The organism is Opitutus sp. (assembly GCA_024998815.1).
In the GTDB taxonomy this organism is placed as follows: domain Bacteria; phylum Verrucomicrobiota; class Verrucomicrobiia; order Opitutales; family Opitutaceae; genus Rariglobus.
Map to the genome: position 1 here is coordinate 127,094 of JACEUQ010000001.1, position 14,700 is coordinate 141,793.

Below are 14,700 nucleotides of genomic sequence, written 5' to 3' on the forward strand. Positions count from 1 at the left end.
TAAATTCCAGCCTGTTAAAACTCGCATTCTGCTCCAGCCCCCGTCGCGGCGTAGGGTCTTCTGCTCCGAACGCCTAAACCCGAACTCCGAAGTTCAAACCAACCACAGATTACGCAGATGGCACAGATACAATCCATTAGGAGGTAATCAACCCCGGCTTTATCCCCCATTTTTCAGCCTCTCTTAAAATTCAGTAACATTCTGATATCTGTGCTCATCCGTGAAATCTGTGGTTAAAACTTCGGTATTTGGGCGTGCGACCATGAAACTAACAACCATAACAGTGAAAGTCTGTTCGACCGAATTTAACGATTCGCGGTCGAAGGGCCCGGTCACGGATGCAGGCCGCGAGGCCTCGCCGGAAAGCACGACCGTGTGCCCGAACCAGTCAGCCGCAACGAAGGTGAACCCCATCCAATGAGCTCCGTTACCGAAACAACCGACGAGTCCAGCCGCTACCTGAACGGTGAAGCCTGCAAGGATCGGAAAAGGCAGTCTCGCAAAGACGTAGGACCTAAATCGTTGATTTCCGATCAACACGTCGGCGGAGTCAGCGGGGGCGGCGGGGTGGGAAAGGTCGTTAGGTTAAGTGGTGAGACCTGCGGCGGTGGGGCGTCTTGCGATGCCTCAACCACCGGCACAAGCGCGGCAAAACCTCGTAAGGCCGGACGGGCCGTGGCAGGAGTCGGAGACCTCCATAGTAGTGATGATCTAGCGGACATTAAAACCGCCGGGGAGCGAAGGGAGGGCACTTGTTCCCACGCATCACAGAGCGGCAAAGGACCCGACGATGGCTGGGGTGATGAACTCTGGATAAAAACGTCACCGAAGGTTCGGAAGCTGCAACGTGTGCTATATCGGAAAGCAAAAGCGGAGCCGCATTGGCGGTTCTATAGTTTGTATGGAGAGCTGTATCGGCAGGACATTCTGTCGGATGCGCTCGATCAGGTGATCGCCAATGACGGCGTGCCGGGAGTGGACGGGTTCGAGGTGGAAACGCTCGTAAAGAACGAAGCCTATCGGGCGGCATGGCTGCTTGCGCTGGCGGAGGAAATGCGAACGAAAACCTACCGACCCAGTCCGGTCCTGCGCGTCTATATATGGAAGGATCAGGCCAGGACCAAACGTCGTGCGCTGGGCATCCCTACGGTGAAAGACCGGGTGGTGCAAAGCGCGGCGGTGATCGTGTTGCAGCCAATCCTAGAGGCGGACTTCCATGACCATTCCTACGCCTACCGGCCGAAACGTCGGACCCATCAGGCGATGGATAAGGTCAAGGAAGCCATGCTGAGCGGAAAGGTGGAGGTGGTGGACGCGGATTTATCGAGCTACTTCGATATGATCCCGCACCGCGAACTCCTGCAATTGGTGGCCAAACGGGTGAGCGATGGGAGCGTGTTGCGTTTAATAAAAACGTGGCTGCGAGCACCCATCGTGGAAGAGGACCGGGACACGGGGTGCCGCAAGGTGAGCGCGAACCGGTGTGGCACGCCACAAGGCGGAGTTATATCGCCTCTGCTGGCGAACCTCTACCTCAACGACCTCGATCATGCGGTGAATGAGAAGTGCGAACAAAAGCCGACGATGGTGCGTTACGCCGACGACCTCCTGATCCTGTGCAAACCGGGTCAAGGGGCGGGGCTGCAAACGCGACTGAAACGGTGGCTGGAGGCACGTAAGTTAAAGCTCAACGAAGAGAAAACCCGACTGGTGGATACACGAAAGGAAGGCTTTGAGTTCCTCGGTTTTTCCGTCGCATGGCGGCAAGGCATGAAGAGCAAACGAAGGTATCTGCACGTGGAACCCAGTGCGAAAAGTCTGGCCAAGTTACGCGACAAAGTGCGGATGGAGCTAGAGCCTCCTCGAAAAGCCTTTCGCAACGGGCGTATTCCCGCCCCGGCCGGCCACTGGGGGCGCAAACAGCCCTGAACGAACTCGGTTTACGTGTTCACGAAGGGGCGGCGGCCTAAAAACAGCCCCGGCCCCATCACTAAGGTCGCTTTTCCAACGGCGAAGTCCACGGCGGTTCGCTCCGGGGCTTTTGCACCGAACTAATTGAACCGATTTGGGTTAGCCGCGACGAGCGAAGCGACTCAGGCCGCCAAGGGCAGCGGCTTTTCCTGAGACTTCCTCGCGCGCACCAAAATCATCCGGTCAAAGTTGTGCGCGAGGATCTTCAGGGTCAGTTCGCTGCGCACCGCCGCCAACCCGCGACGACCCGGCCGGCCGAACCCGTGGTTGAACTTGAGCGTAAACATCAGCGACTCGATCGCGCTGCGCTCGGCGCGAAGCGTGATATAATCCTGGTGGTTCCACAGTTCCTCGCCGAGCAAGGCGCGCCCCTTGGCGCCGGAGATGCTCACCTTGGCCACCTTCAGCTCGTATGCCTGCGCCAGCCCTTCGGCGCTGGAGTAGCCGTCGTCGACGTTCGCGCTCGCCGGCACCAGGCCCGTGTTGGCGATATTCTGGATCAGCAGGGGCACCAGTTGCTTGCAATCAGCCACGTTGCCCGCGTCGAGAATCAGCGCGGTGACAAAACCGCCGCGGCTGCGGGCCAATTGCGGCTTGTAGCCAATCACCGGTTCCCGCCCGCCTTTTTCAATAAAAGCAGCACTGCGATCGGCCAGGCTGAGGACCCTTTCCCTCGACTTGGTCTTCACCCCATCATGCACCCGCGCAATGCTTTGCTGGATCGTCGTAATCACCGCGACCACGTCCCCGTGGATGCAGTCCAGTAGGTCTTCCGCGATCCGGCGCTTGGAGGGCCGCAGCTTGGCCAGTTTAACATTTGCTTCGGCCTCTGCGGCTTCTACTTGGGTGAGCAACTTGCCGCCCAACTTGCAGGCGATTTGGTAAAACTGGTCGTAGAGCAGCCGGAGTTTTTGGGCTCGGCGGGGACCACCACCCAGCAGGGCGATGGCGCGGGCGCTCTTTCGCAACTCCTCCAGCCAGTGGTCTTTGAAGCCATCCTGCAGCGAGTTAAGCCCGACCTGGTCGAGCTTGCCGCCCATGCGGTAGGCTCGCTCAAAGAGGCGGTAAATGATACCGGAGTCTGTTGGCCAGCAACTGGATGCCTTGATCGCCGTGCTGTCCAGGGTGATATCGGTAAACGAATCGAGCCCTTCGGCCAAAATATCGGCCAATTGGGCCCGGTGGATCAGGGCGAGAGTACTCTCACTCAGGCGATTTATCAGGGGGCCAACGGTATTAGGTGCAGGCAGCGTGTACCCCAAATCATCGAGCAAGGTGCGCAACGATGCCGATTCAAGCAGCACCATCCGGGGGCAGGCACTGTATTGCGACCCCAAGTAACCGGTGGCCATGGCCGTGATAAAAACCACAACAGCGGGGGTGCGCGGACGCCCTGCGGCGAGGAACTCGGCTTGCGTTTTTTCCGCCGTGCCTGACGCCGGCACGGCGAACAACGCCTCGGTCTGCGCCAGTTCGAACTCCCGGTCCTTCCGCCGTTCGCGCTTTTCCGCCATGGCGTGGGCGTCGAGATCGGCGGTCATGGCCACTTCGATTTCGGGGTGGGACCGCCAAAAGCGCTGTAATTGCAGTAAGAAATCACCAAAATCACTGCGCGCCGGGGTTGAAAAGAAGTCGCCGGAGGGATAAACGATCGATTCGTTACTTGATAATTTAACGCCGCTACTTATTTTGTTTCCTGTTTTCATGCAGTATAATACGGCACTTTTACAGTAAACTTAAATCACATAAGTTGTTTTTACTAGAAAAAACCAAAAACCTTTTCGAGGAGGCTCGAGCTAGATGTGCGAACGCGCAACCAACCGGCGGGGTGGCGGTGGTCCGCAAGGTCAACCAAATCACTCGCGGTTGGGCTACGGCGTTTCATTACGGCAACAGCACGCACGTGTTTAGTAACCAGCAGGCTTTTGTGCGCAACCGGTTGCGGCGGTGGCTGTGGCGAAAGTATAGCCGCACCCACGGACTCTTCGAGTTCTTCACCGACGACCGTTTGCATGGTCAATACAAACTATGGCACTGGCCGCTTACGGCGGCTTGGAAGCAATGAACTCCGCTGAAACCAAACCGAAAGAATGGGGACTCGGTAAGCCGTGTGCGGGAAAACCGCTTGCACGGTTTGACGAGGGGGAGGGTCGCGCTGACGGGTTACCGACGCGCGGCTCTCTCTACTCTACTAAACGGAACGGGTGGGTGAGCTGGTGTTTGTTTTTGGCTAAACGGTTCCTCGACGGTTCCAGTGGGACGTCCCCAATCCATTTGCCACAAAAACACAAGATGACACAAAAACGGCCCCCTAATCCGTTTAACCACGAAGGCTCGCGAAGGTGCGCAAAGAATAACGCAATTACTTGTTAATTAAATGTATTTATCCGCTTCGCGTCCGCGTAGCCTAAGTTAATCGCGCTTAATCGCGCAGCAGCGATTTGAGGTCGGTGAGGGTGAGCTTGGCGTTGTTCAGGTCGCTGGCCTCAAACACGTCGGCGAGCAGGGCGCGTTTGGTTGCCTGCATGTGCAGGACCTTCTCCTCGACCGTACCCGTGCAGATGAGTTTGTAACTGGTCACCACGCGTTTTTGGCCGATGCGGTGGGCGCGGTCGGTGGCTTGCGCCTCGACGGCCGGATTCCACCACGGGTCGAAATGCACCACGGTGTCGGCGCCGGTGAGGTTGAGGCCGGTGCCGCCTGCCTTGAGTGAGATCAGGAAAACGGGGATGTCGGCTGAGTTGTTGTAGCGATCCACTTCGGCCTGCCGCTGCTTTTGCGGGGTGCTGCCATCGAGGTAACAGTAGGACAAGCCCTGTTCCTCGAGTTCGGCGCGCAAGAGTCCGAGCAGCGAGGTGAATTGGGAAAACACCAGCAGGCGGTGCCCGTCGTCGACTGCCTCGGCAAGGAGTTCGCGGAAGGTTTCCAGTTTGCTGGAGTGGTCGGCGGAGGTGGCCGGTGCAACGAGACGCGGGTCGCAGCAGATCTGGCGCAGGCGCAGAAGCTGGGTGAGGGTGGCCAGGCGTAGGGAATTTTCGGATGCGCCGTCGGCGGCAAGGGCGTCGAGCTCCTGCTCAGACTTTTGCTGCCACTCGGTGTAAAGGCGGGACTGGACCGGCGACGGCTCGCAGTAAAGGACCTGCTCGATCTTGTCGGGCAACTCGGGGGCGACGGCCTTTTTGGTGCGGCGCAGAAGGTAGGGCGAGGTTTTCGCCCGCAGGCGTTCATCGAACCACTGGCGCTCGTCGCTGCGGGTGCCGGCGGGGATTTTTTCGAGGTACCCGGGCATGAGCAGGTCGAAGAGCGCGCGCAGGTCGTCGAGGGCGTTTTCCACCGGTGTGCCGGTGAGCAGGAAGCGGCTGCGCGCGTTGAGGCTGCGCAGCGCCTGGGCGTTCTGAGTGCGGCGGTTTTTGATGTGCTGGGCCTCGTCGGCGATCAGGCAAGCAAGCGGGATGTCGGCAAACAACTCGCGGTCGCGGGCGAGCGTGCCGTAGGAGGTGATCAACAGGTCGTGAGGGGTTGCGGACTCCGGCGTGGTTAAACGCGTGGTGCCGTGGTGGACAAAGACGCTTAAATGCGGAGCAAAGCGGGCGGTCTCACGGCGCCAGTTTTCCACCAACGAGGCGGGGCAAACCACCAGCGACGGCAGTCCATTGGGCGAGGAGTGGCCGGGGCGGCCCGATGAAACTTGAAGTGAGGTAGTCGTTGGCGTTGCGCCGGCACCGCGTAGGGCAGCCAAAAGGGAGATGGCTTGCAGGGTTTTGCCCAGGCCCATCTCGTCGGCCAAAATGCCGCCGAGCCCGTGGCGATGAAGGTGCCAGAGCCAGGCCACGCCAATCTGTTGGTAGGGGCGCAACAGGGCGTTGAGTTCGTCGGGCAGCGGCGCGGGCGTGAGCGTGGAGAGGTTGCGCAGGGCCTCGCTGCGGGCCTTCCAGCCGGCGGGTGGCTGGTAGTGGGGCACGAGTTCGTCGATCAACCCCTGCACTTCGGCGACCCGTGCGGCGGGGACGCGCCAGGTGCGGCGGGCGGCAGCCGGGGCGTTGGCGCTGCCGGCGAGCGCGCGTTGGGCGGTGGTGAGGCGGGCGATTTTCTCCGGCGGCAGCAGATAAACTTTACCCGCTTCTTCCACATAGCCGCGATTGGTGGCTAGGGCCGTGCGCAGTGCGTCGTCGCTGATCTTGCCGGCCTGCAAGCCGAGTGTGAGGGTGAAATCACCGGCGGTTTCGGTGATGTCGCACTGCACGTCGATCTCGGCTAATTTGGCCGTGTTGGCTTCGAAGTTTTCGGTGAACTCCGCGTGATAGGTGTCACGTAACGCGACGAGGTGAGTCGCGAGGAAATTGAGGGTTTTGTGGCGGTCTCGCAGCCACCAGGTGCGCGTCGTGGCGTCGAGGGAGAACCCGTGGGTTTTGACCAAATCAAGGGCAGTGGCGTATCCGCTTTGCTCCCGTGAGGGCAGGGTGATGGCCAAAAAATGCTCACTGCCGTCGACCGTTAACAGCGTGACGGGGGCGGGGGCTTTACTCGCCGCTGCCAATGATGAGGCGCGCACGGCGAGGGGAGGGCGGACGGGGAGATCGGGTTTGGCAACGGGGGCTTCTTCCAAAAGCTCGCTCACGCCGCGCAGGCGCGGACCGATCCACAGGATGGAAACCGTGGGGGTGGCAACTAAGCTAAAGGCGGGTTGGCCCCTGAGTGCGGCGATCAGTTCGCGCAACTGGGCACGGGTGAGTTGCACGAAGGGCGGGGGAGTGGCGACGCCGCCGCACAGGCGTTTGAGAATCGCCAGAGCGGGGAATTCCGCGCGGTTGGGCGCGGCGGAGGCGACGATTTCGATTTTAACCGCGATGGCGTCGCGGGGGGCGGCAGCGGCGAGATTGGGCGGTAACAGGAGGCGCAGCATGTCGTGGGGGGCGGTGAACCTGCCCACTCCCTATCGGCGGCGGAAGTAAAAACGCCGGTTCGGCACGAAATGTTACCCGACTGCAAAAAAGAACTGGGGTTGTGGTCGCATGGCTTCCCTCGACGGGTCGTGCTTTCTGAAAAAGGATGCTCTTCGCGAAGGGAAGACGCACGGGTCCAATACGTAAGCAGCCCCGCTTGTTATCTGTTTATGTTCGTCGCTACATCAAAAGCCAACGCTACGAAGGGGTTTGAAATCGGGTAAACGACCGGATGCGCGCCGCGATTTTACATTTCATCAGCTAAAACGGGCTCGACATCATGCCTGAAAAAATAATTTTCGTGTCGGCTGTTCAGTTTACTACGGTAAACAGGGGGCTACTTTCTCTGTATATTTACTAATTAATCTATGAAATCCATACGTCTTACGTTGTCCATTATCGCCGCTGCCGTGGGTGCCCTTGTGGCCTCCGCCCAGCAGGCTCCCGTCGAAGCAGTCATTTCTTCGTTTGTCGGCACAGTGACGGTCACTGCTCCTGGCGCAACCGCTGGCGTCCCCGCTGTGGTCGGCCAAAAACTGCCCGAAGGTTCCACTGTCACCACCGGTGAAGGTGCCAACGTTTTGATTCAGTCCCACGAAGGCATCACCACCGGTTTGAGCGCGAGCGCAACCGCTGTCGTCGGTACGCACAGCGTCAACGCTGAGGGCGTCCGCACCGCAGTGATCGACCTGAAGACGGGCACCACCGTCTCGGTTCTCGATCCGAGCAAGCGTAAGATTAATAACTACGGCGTTCGCACCCCTAAGGGTGTCGCTGCCGCCCGTGGCACGACCTATTCGACCAACGTTAAGGTCAACGGCCAGAACGTTGAGGTTACGGTCAACACCCTGACGGGCAAAGTGAGCTTCTCTATCGCAGGCGGTGCAAACATCGAGGTGGCCCCCGGATTCACCGCTACTTCCAATGGCACTAGCGCCATCATCACGAATGCCACTCAAAAAGAAGCGCTCTTGTTGGCCATCCAGATCGTTGCGATCATCTCCGAGACCAACCCGGCCGCTGCTGAAACCCTTAACGCCGTTGTTGATCAGTCCAAAAAAGCCGGCCTCACCGATGACGAAGTCAACGCAGCCAAGGATGTCAGCAAATTGGACATCAAGGTGGCAAAGGCCTCGCCCGATGAGCCCAAGAAGATCATTGTCGAGACACCGAAAAACACCCTCGACATCACGATTGTCAGCCCGTCCCTCTAATTTCGGACGAGGTTAACTCCTAAAAACCGGCACCGTCGTGGTGCCGGTTTTTTTGTGCCTGATTCCATCAATCTCATGCAAACGCAGACAGCAGTTGTGAGATCGGGGTGCCAGCTACTACCGGAGTGCTTGGATATTGATCAAAGCTGACTGGCACCTCGATCCACGACTTACAACCCGCCATGGCCGGAGTGCGCCTCCAGCGTAATGGGGGTGTTTAGTTGGTGAACCTGCACCACCAAGGCATTTAGCCCCGGCGGCTGTCCCCAATCGAACTTTTCGCGAACGGTGGCTTCCGTCCAATCATGAAATGGGTCCAGCGCGGCGACGGCCGACCAGTCGGACACGAATCGGTGATGCGTCACCTCGGCGAAAGCGGTGAGCGTAACCTGCGTATCGAGTGGTTCGCTTGGCTCGGAATTCAGCCGCTGGGCTAGAGCTGGTTTGGTCTTTTCGCGTTGGGCGTGAAACTGTGTCGGAAAAAGCCAAAAGCGGTCTGCGCGTTCCGGGTCAAAGCCGCCGCGCCCCTCCGCAATACCGCCCTTGCGCAACAGCAGCGATTGTTCGCCAGCCGCCAGTGCGTCGACGATCACCTGCCATTCTTTAAAGGCGGGATACAGGTAACCGGTTGTAGTCGAAAGCGTGGTGTCGGAGGTCGGCATTTGGGCAAAGAAAAACCGCAGTGGTTAAACTGCGGTTTTAAATTTTTGTCAGAAGCGAAGATTGCTTACTTCTTGGCCTTGGCGGCGGGCTTCTTGGCAGCGGCGGCGGCCTCCTTCTTGCGTTTGTGGTAGGCAATGCGGCGCTTCTTCTTGATGTGTTTGTTGGATTGTTGGCCCATAGATTTTTTAGGTGAGTTGCAGACCTTGCCGGATGCAGGCAGCCGGAGTCAAGCGCAGGGTCGTAACTAACTCCGGGTATCTTTCAGGACCTTGAGGGGCGGTCGGCGCGCCCGGGCACGGAAAGACTGCGAGTTCGGCAATGTTGGGGGTTGAACGTTGGGGCCTACTCGCTTTGCTCGGCCGTTCGCCATGTCGCTCCTTCCTTTTTCCAGCCAGCTCATCGCCGATGTCGGCATCTCCCTCGGTGACGAGGGCAAAGGCCGCCTGATCCCCGAAGTCGTCCACGAGTTGCGCAACACCGCCGCTCAGGTCACCACCGTTCTCAAGGTCAATGGTGGCGCCAATTCCGGCCACACCGCCGCCGGCATTAAACTCAATTTGCTGCCCTCCGGCGTGGTCGAAAAGGAGCTCGCTCACCTCGCCATCGGCGCCGGCGTGGTCGCCGATCCGCGCAAGGCCTGGTGGGAAGCCATGCCGCTGGAGAAAAAGGGCTACAACGTCCTCGCCCGCCTCGTCATCGACGAGCGCACCATGGTCTCCGACCTGACCCATCGCCTGCTCGACCTCGCGTGGGAGGATTATCGCGTCAACGTCCTTCAGGAAGAGCCGCGCGGCTCCACCGGCCGCGGCATCACGCCCGCTTACCAGGATGAAGTGGGCCAATGGCAAATCACCTACGCCGACTTCCTCGGCAGCCGTGAGGCCTACGCCAAAAAACTCGCGCAACGCGCCGAGCGCGCCCTCGCCACAATCCAGCACGTGTGCCGCGTCAGCGCCGAGACCTTCGCCGGCTTTTTTGACAAACTCGGTGCCGCCGAATTACGCGCCAACGCCGAGGCGATCGAGCTGGGCGTGTTCACCCCTGCTGAGTTCGACTTCACCGCTTTTCGCGGCACTGGCCCCTTTGCGATCAACTTGGCCGCGCTGACCGAGACCTACTGGCAGGCCGGCCAACGCCTCGCCAAAAACATCGGCGAAGTTCGCGAGTTGATCCTCAAGGAAATCCGCGCCGGTCACACCATCATCGGTGAATTCGGCCAGGCCTACTGGCTCGACAAGCGCCACGGCTTTTCGCCCAACGTGACCGCTTCGCACACCTTCACTCCCGAGTTTTTCGAGAGCGCTGGCATTCCGGTGCAGGCCATCCACACCTTCGGCGTCGCCAAGGCCTACGACACCAAGGTCGGTACCCACGTTTTCATTACGCAGATGGACGAGGCGCACCCGCTCTCCTTCCTGTTGAAAAAACTCGAATTCGGCACCTCCACCGGCCGCCAGCGCATGGTCGGCTGGTACGACGCGGTGGAAAAGGGCGACGCCCTGCGTTACGGCGGCTTCCAGGACGTGATGATCAACAAGCTCGACGCCCTGACCCACCAGGGGGCGTGGAACTCCGATTTGCTCATCTGCACGGCCTACGAGGATGCCGCCGGCAAGCGCTACCACCACGTCCCGCGCAACGACGCGGTGCGCAAAATCCTCAAGCCGGTTTATAGCAAACACCCCGGTTGGACCGAGGATGTCTCCCAGGTTCGCCACTTCGCCGACCTGCCTAAAAACGCCCAGCGTTACGTGGCCGCGATGGTCAAGGCGCTGCTCGACGTGGCCTTCCATGGCGAGCCGCTGCCGGCCGCCGCCAAATTGCCCAACCTGCGCTACCTCGGCGTCGGCCCCGAGCCCTCCCAGATCATCAAAGACGTCCCGGCGACCTCCGAGCTCATCAAGCTGGTGTAATCCTAATGCCTGTAAGGCATGGCCCGGATAAATCTAGGGATAAGCAAGTTGCGCTATAATATTGATATACGAACGAAGGAATCGAGTACACCGAACCGAAACGCCCCCGAGTCCCTGACGAAAGAGAACGAGTAAGAGAACGAGAACGATTCAATCCCCGTCCACCGATCGGCACGTCAGCGGCACCGCTGAATTCCGTATCGTTCTCGTTCTCTTAATCTTACTCGTTCTCGATCCGACGCCGATTGCTCGAGGTAGAGCATGCCTTAACGGCATTGGGCTTAATCCCCCGTAGCCGCGCGGGCCCCGGCTTGGGCCTTGTGATCGGGGAATCGGCGGCGTTTATGGAGCGCATTTATGTGCGCTGCATTTTCACCGGAAGAAGACTCGTTGTTCGAAAAGACCGGTGCCGCCGTGCTCAAACGGCTGCGCAAAACGCGCAACCCGGCCGACCTGCTCGCGGCCGTGGTCAGCGCGCACAAGGAGTTTGACCGCGCGTTTGCTACGGCTGCGCCCGAGGCCAAAGCGGTAGTCGCGTGCCGTGCGGGTTGCGACGCGTGTTGCCACGTGCCGGTGGGCGTTCAGGCCCACGAGGTGCTGATCGCCGCCGCCCACGTGCAAACGCATTTTTCGCCCACGCAGCTCGATGAACTGATCGCGCGCACCGCTGCACACCGCGCGGCGTTCGCCGGTCGGAACAACGTCGAGCGGACGGCGCTTAAACCCCCCTGCGCGCTGTTGGCGGAGGGGAGCTGCTCCATTTATGCTGCCCGGCCCGAGGCGTGCCGATCGCATCACAGTCACAACGCCGAGTCCTGCCGCACCAATCTTCAGCACGGTAACGAAGCGCTCGACGTCTATATCCCTGGGGTGCGCGGGCGGATGTTTGCCGTCATGCTGGCGATTGATCAGGCGGTGGTGGAGGCCGGCTTTGACGGCCAGGCTTATGATTTCGGTTCCGCACTGCATGAGGCGCTCACCAGCAGTCTGTGCGCGGTGCGCTGGGTTCAGCGCCAAAATGCGTTCCCCGACGCCTGCCGTGAGGCCGGAGATTCGGACGATGACGGGGACTCGGGTGTGATGCACCCGGAGGGGTATTTTCAGGATTAACCCAAACGCCGAAGTTTTAACCACAGAATTCACCGATGCGCACAGATACCAGAATGTTGCTGAATTTTGAGACGGGATAAAAAAGGGGGATAACGTCGGCTTCGTTTAGCTCCTAAGGGTTTGTATCCGTGCAATCTATGTAATCTGTGGTTGGCTTGAACTTCGGAATTCAGGATTAATGGCTTCGTCTTCTGCTGAAGCAAATTCCCCTTGGGCTCAGGGGTGCGCTTCGGTTTTCGGCGCAGTTTTGCCTTGGGCCAATTGGGGCGTGACTGTTTCGCCCGATTGGCCGACTTGAGCCAACGATCGGGCCAGACGGGTGCTGAACACACGCGCGCCGTCGGGGTTGAGGTGCATCGAGTCGGCGAAATTGCCCTCGTCTTCCACCCAGTCGCTGGCGTTGAGGTAGGTTGCCCCCGCCGCGCTCGCCAGTTCGCGCACGTGGGCCCGTAGCCGAGGCCAGATCGGCTTGGCGTAGAACGCGGCGCGGTGCTGCCGGGGCATGGGCATCTCCACGAACAGCACCCGGATCTGGTGCGCGTGGGCGAGTTGCACGATTTGGCTGATCGGCGCGGAAAACCCCGCCCGCTTGTCCGTGATCGCCGTGCAACGTTCGACAAACGAGGCGATTTCCGGCGCTCCCGGCGGCCCGAAATCGTCCACTCGGCCAAACCGGTTCGTTTTTTGTGGCGGTAATCCGATCGCGGAAAACTGCCGCCGCAGCCGTTCCACTTTTGTCCACAGCGAGGAGCGTTCGGCCAGCATCGGCACGTGCTGGGTGAAAACCAGCTCCCAGCGCTTCAACAGGGATCCGGGTGCGTAGAGCTCAGCGGCCAGCTCCGGGTCGTAGTACGAAAAGGCCCGATTACCCACGAGGTCCGACCATTCGCCAAGCGCGGGAGCATTGAGTTGATCGTCAAAGAAACCATAGACGAGCCACTGGGGCCGCAGGTCGTGCGCGAGTGCCCGGCGCCAGATGAGGAAATGCTCCACGGGCGTGGTCGCTCCCAGCGCGAGATTGAGCGAGGGGGCCGCAGGTTGGTTCGCGGGCCAACCCGCCCGAAACGATGCCGGGTCACCGCCCGCCTCCATCAGTGAATTCCCCAAAAACACCACGGAGGTGTCCGCTGGTGGGTGCGAAACGGCGGCAAGCGCCTGCTGCCGTTGCGAACGCACGGCCAGATGCGCGATGAGGGCGTTGTAGCCGAGGAGCACGAGCAGCGCCACGCCGAGCGCAAGGAGGAGTCGCTTGGTTTTCATCGCTTAAAAATCGATGTAGATGAACCGCGAAGATTGACCGCAGAAAAGGATCACCGCGCCCAGCAGCGCCCCCCACCAAAGGCCGCGCAGCCAGGCGCGGTCAAGGTGCCCGGCGCCCACAGGGGGGGCCGTGCCGCAGCCCTGCAGAAACTCGCACACCGACTTGATCCAAAACAACGTTTTCATGGGGAGGTTAAACGCCGGCGATTCGCCGGAAAAAGAAGAGTGCAGTCGGTAAATCCATACAGAAAAACGCCCAGCCGAGGTTAACCGAAACGAAGGTCAGCGCCCACCCCGCCGCTGCACCCCAGGGCGAGGGTTGCGCACTAGCCGGGCGCCAGCTTTTCCATATCCGGTGCCCGGCCAGCAGGATTCCGTGCCACAGGCCCCAGACGAGGAAGTTGAGCCCCGCGCCGTGCCACAGGCCGCTGACCGCCAGAGTGGTTAATACGTTGAGGTAAACGCGCTGCGGTGACCGGCGTGACCCGCCGAGGGGAATAAAAACGTAATCCGTGAGCCACTTGGTGAGCGAGATATGCCAGTGAGCCCAGAACGCGGCGATGTTGGTGCGGGCGTAGGGCCAATCGAAGTTCTCCGGCACCTTGATGCCAAACAGGCGGGCCGAGCCGATCGCTATGTCCGAATAGGCCGAGAAATCGACGTAGATTTTCACCCCATAGGCCAACAGCCAAAGCGGTAGGGCCCACCGCTCCGCCCGCGCTATATCGGCCATGTTCAGGTGGTCGGTGAACGCGCTGAGCAGGTCGGCGATGGCGAACTTTTTGGCCAACCCGACGAGGATGCGAGTGATGCCCAGTTCCCAGTCCTCCGCCCATTCGAGGGAGGGCTGCGCGAGTTTGGCGGCGAAGTCGGGGTAGCGCTTGATGGGGCCAGCCACCATGGTCGGGAAAAACAGAATGAAGGCGAGGTAGTCGGCCAGTTTGCCGCGTTCGGCGGTGCCGCGGTAACGGTCGACCGCGTAATGGATGAATTCGAAGGTGAAAAACGAAATGCCGAGAGGCAAAAACGCCCCCGCCCAATACCACGGATTCTGAGGTGGCGGCCCCAGCACCAGACTGGTGAGGAAATTCCAGTATTTGAAAATGATCAGGAACACGAGGGCCTGGGCGATGCCGGCCAGGCACAGCCAGGAGCCGGGTTTGTAGAGGCGGCTGAAGGCGCTCTCCCACATAAAGATTAGCAGGCAAAACGCGCCGGCGGCTCCGCCGATCTGGGTGAGGGAAAAGAAAATAAAGAAGGCGGCGCCGAAGAAAAAGCATACCCACGGCTGCCAGCGCGCCCCGGCGATCCGAAACCCGATGGCCGCCGGAACCAGAAAAATCAGGAAATAGGTGAAGGTGTTGAAAATCATGGCGGCCTGCGAGCCGCGCAGAATAGCGGATCTCGGGGGCGACCGCACTGGGGCGCTAGCCGTATGAGAGGGTGGGGCTCAACCCACGGGGAGCCACCTCCGCCGGAGGTTTTGCACTACGGCGCGTTGGCCCTCATCCGTTGACCAACACAAGGACGGTGAAACCGGTCCCAAGTACACAAGCGGCGGGTTTGGAGCGCCGAACTTCCTTCGAACGGCCTCGCCAGTCCCTTTTGTGTGCACACAAAAAAAGG

At 60.2% G+C, this 14,700-nt stretch carries 11 protein-coding genes; 5 read left to right on the forward strand and 6 right to left on the reverse strand.

Annotation, left to right across the window (positions count from 1 at the left end):
- Positions 1 to 897: 897 nt before the first annotated feature.
- The gene (gene ltrA, locus H2170_00515; GenBank protein MCS6298573.1) at positions 898 to 1,929 is read left to right on the forward strand and encodes a group II intron reverse transcriptase/maturase; all 1,032 of its coding nucleotides are present in this window, start codon (positions 898 to 900) and stop codon (positions 1,927 to 1,929) included.
- Positions 1,930 to 2,093: 164 nt separating this feature from the next.
- Here ltrA and H2170_00520 read toward each other — a convergent pair whose 3' ends face one another.
- Entirely contained in the window at positions 2,094 to 3,677 is a 1,584-nt protein-coding gene (locus tag H2170_00520; protein ID MCS6298574.1) for a transposase, read from the reverse strand.
- 128 nt (positions 3,678 to 3,805) lie between these two features.
- Here H2170_00520 and H2170_00525 point away from each other — a divergent pair, with 128 nt between their 5' ends.
- Positions 3,806 to 4,036, forward strand: coding sequence for a hypothetical protein (locus tag H2170_00525; protein MCS6298575.1), 231 nt, complete (start codon positions 3,806 to 3,808; stop codon positions 4,034 to 4,036).
- A 357-nt stretch (positions 4,037 to 4,393) separates the two neighbouring features.
- On the opposite strand, the gene H2170_00530 is transcribed toward H2170_00525, so the two are convergent.
- The gene (locus H2170_00530; protein ID MCS6298576.1) at positions 4,394 to 6,874 is read right to left on the reverse strand and encodes a DEAD/DEAH box helicase; all 2,481 of its coding nucleotides are present in this window, start codon (positions 6,872 to 6,874) and stop codon (positions 4,394 to 4,396) included.
- A gap of 408 nt (positions 6,875 to 7,282) precedes the next feature.
- On the opposite strand from H2170_00530, the gene H2170_00535 reads away from it, so the two are divergent.
- Positions 7,283 to 8,128, forward strand: a complete 846-nt coding sequence (locus H2170_00535; GenBank protein MCS6298577.1) for a FecR domain-containing protein — start codon at positions 7,283 to 7,285, stop codon at positions 8,126 to 8,128.
- A 170-nt stretch (positions 8,129 to 8,298) separates the two neighbouring features.
- On the opposite strand, the gene H2170_00540 is transcribed toward H2170_00535, so the two are convergent.
- On the reverse strand, positions 8,299 to 8,790 hold the full coding sequence (locus H2170_00540; GenBank protein MCS6298578.1) for a DUF1802 family protein: 492 nt from the start codon (positions 8,788 to 8,790) through the stop codon (positions 8,299 to 8,301).
- A 369-nt stretch (positions 8,791 to 9,159) separates the two neighbouring features.
- Here H2170_00540 and H2170_00545 point away from each other — a divergent pair, with 369 nt between their 5' ends.
- Complete coding sequence (locus tag H2170_00545) at positions 9,160 to 10,704, forward strand: adenylosuccinate synthetase (GenBank protein MCS6298579.1); 1,545 nt, start codon at positions 9,160 to 9,162, stop codon at positions 10,702 to 10,704.
- Positions 10,705 to 11,061: 357 nt separating this feature from the next.
- Positions 11,062 to 11,814, forward strand: coding sequence for a YkgJ family cysteine cluster protein (locus H2170_00550; protein MCS6298580.1), 753 nt, complete (start codon positions 11,062 to 11,064; stop codon positions 11,812 to 11,814).
- 216 nt (positions 11,815 to 12,030) lie between these two features.
- Here the strand turns inward: H2170_00550 and H2170_00555 are convergent, their stop codons facing one another.
- Genes H2170_00555 through H2170_00565 form a run of 3 tightly spaced genes read right to left on the reverse strand, consistent with a single transcriptional unit; the run spans position 12,031 to position 14,446 of the window.
- Positions 12,031 to 13,074: an SGNH/GDSL hydrolase family protein gene (locus H2170_00555; protein ID MCS6298581.1), complete on the reverse strand. Its 1,044-nt coding sequence runs from the start codon at positions 13,072 to 13,074 to the stop codon at positions 12,031 to 12,033.
- Positions 13,075 to 13,077: 3 nt separating this feature from the next.
- Positions 13,078 to 13,260 carry a hypothetical protein gene (locus H2170_00560; protein ID MCS6298582.1) on the reverse strand — a complete coding sequence of 61 codons (183 nt, stop codon included), beginning with the start codon at positions 13,258 to 13,260 and terminating at the stop codon, positions 13,078 to 13,080.
- Positions 13,261 to 13,267: 7 nt separating this feature from the next.
- Positions 13,268 to 14,446 carry an MBOAT family protein gene (locus tag H2170_00565; GenBank protein MCS6298583.1) on the reverse strand — a complete coding sequence of 393 codons (1,179 nt, stop codon included), beginning with the start codon at positions 14,444 to 14,446 and terminating at the stop codon, positions 13,268 to 13,270.
- Between the last annotated feature and the right edge of the window lie 254 nt (positions 14,447 to 14,700).

Coding starts and splice junctions, on each gene's coding strand:
- H2170_00520 (MCS6298574.1), bottom strand. CDS start 3,677: ATGAAAACAGGAAACAAAATAAGTAGCGGCGTTAAATTATCAAGTAAC.
- H2170_00530 (MCS6298576.1), bottom strand. CDS start 6,874: ATGCTGCGCCTCCTGTTACCGCCCAATCTCGCCGCTGCCGCCCCCCGC.
- H2170_00535 (MCS6298577.1), top strand. CDS start 7,283: ATGAAATCCATACGTCTTACGTTGTCCATTATCGCCGCTGCCGTGGGT.
- H2170_00540 (MCS6298578.1), bottom strand. CDS start 8,790: ATGCCGACCTCCGACACCACGCTTTCGACTACAACCGGTTACCTGTAT.
- H2170_00545 (MCS6298579.1), top strand. CDS start 9,160: ATGTCGCTCCTTCCTTTTTCCAGCCAGCTCATCGCCGATGTCGGCATC.
- H2170_00550 (MCS6298580.1), top strand. CDS start 11,062: ATGTGCGCTGCATTTTCACCGGAAGAAGACTCGTTGTTCGAAAAGACC.
- H2170_00555 (MCS6298581.1), bottom strand. CDS start 13,074: ATGAAAACCAAGCGACTCCTCCTTGCGCTCGGCGTGGCGCTGCTCGTG.
- H2170_00560 (MCS6298582.1), bottom strand. CDS start 13,260: ATGAAAACGTTGTTTTGGATCAAGTCGGTGTGCGAGTTTCTGCAGGGC.
- H2170_00565 (MCS6298583.1), bottom strand. CDS start 14,446: ATGATTTTCAACACCTTCACCTATTTCCTGATTTTTCTGGTTCCGGCG.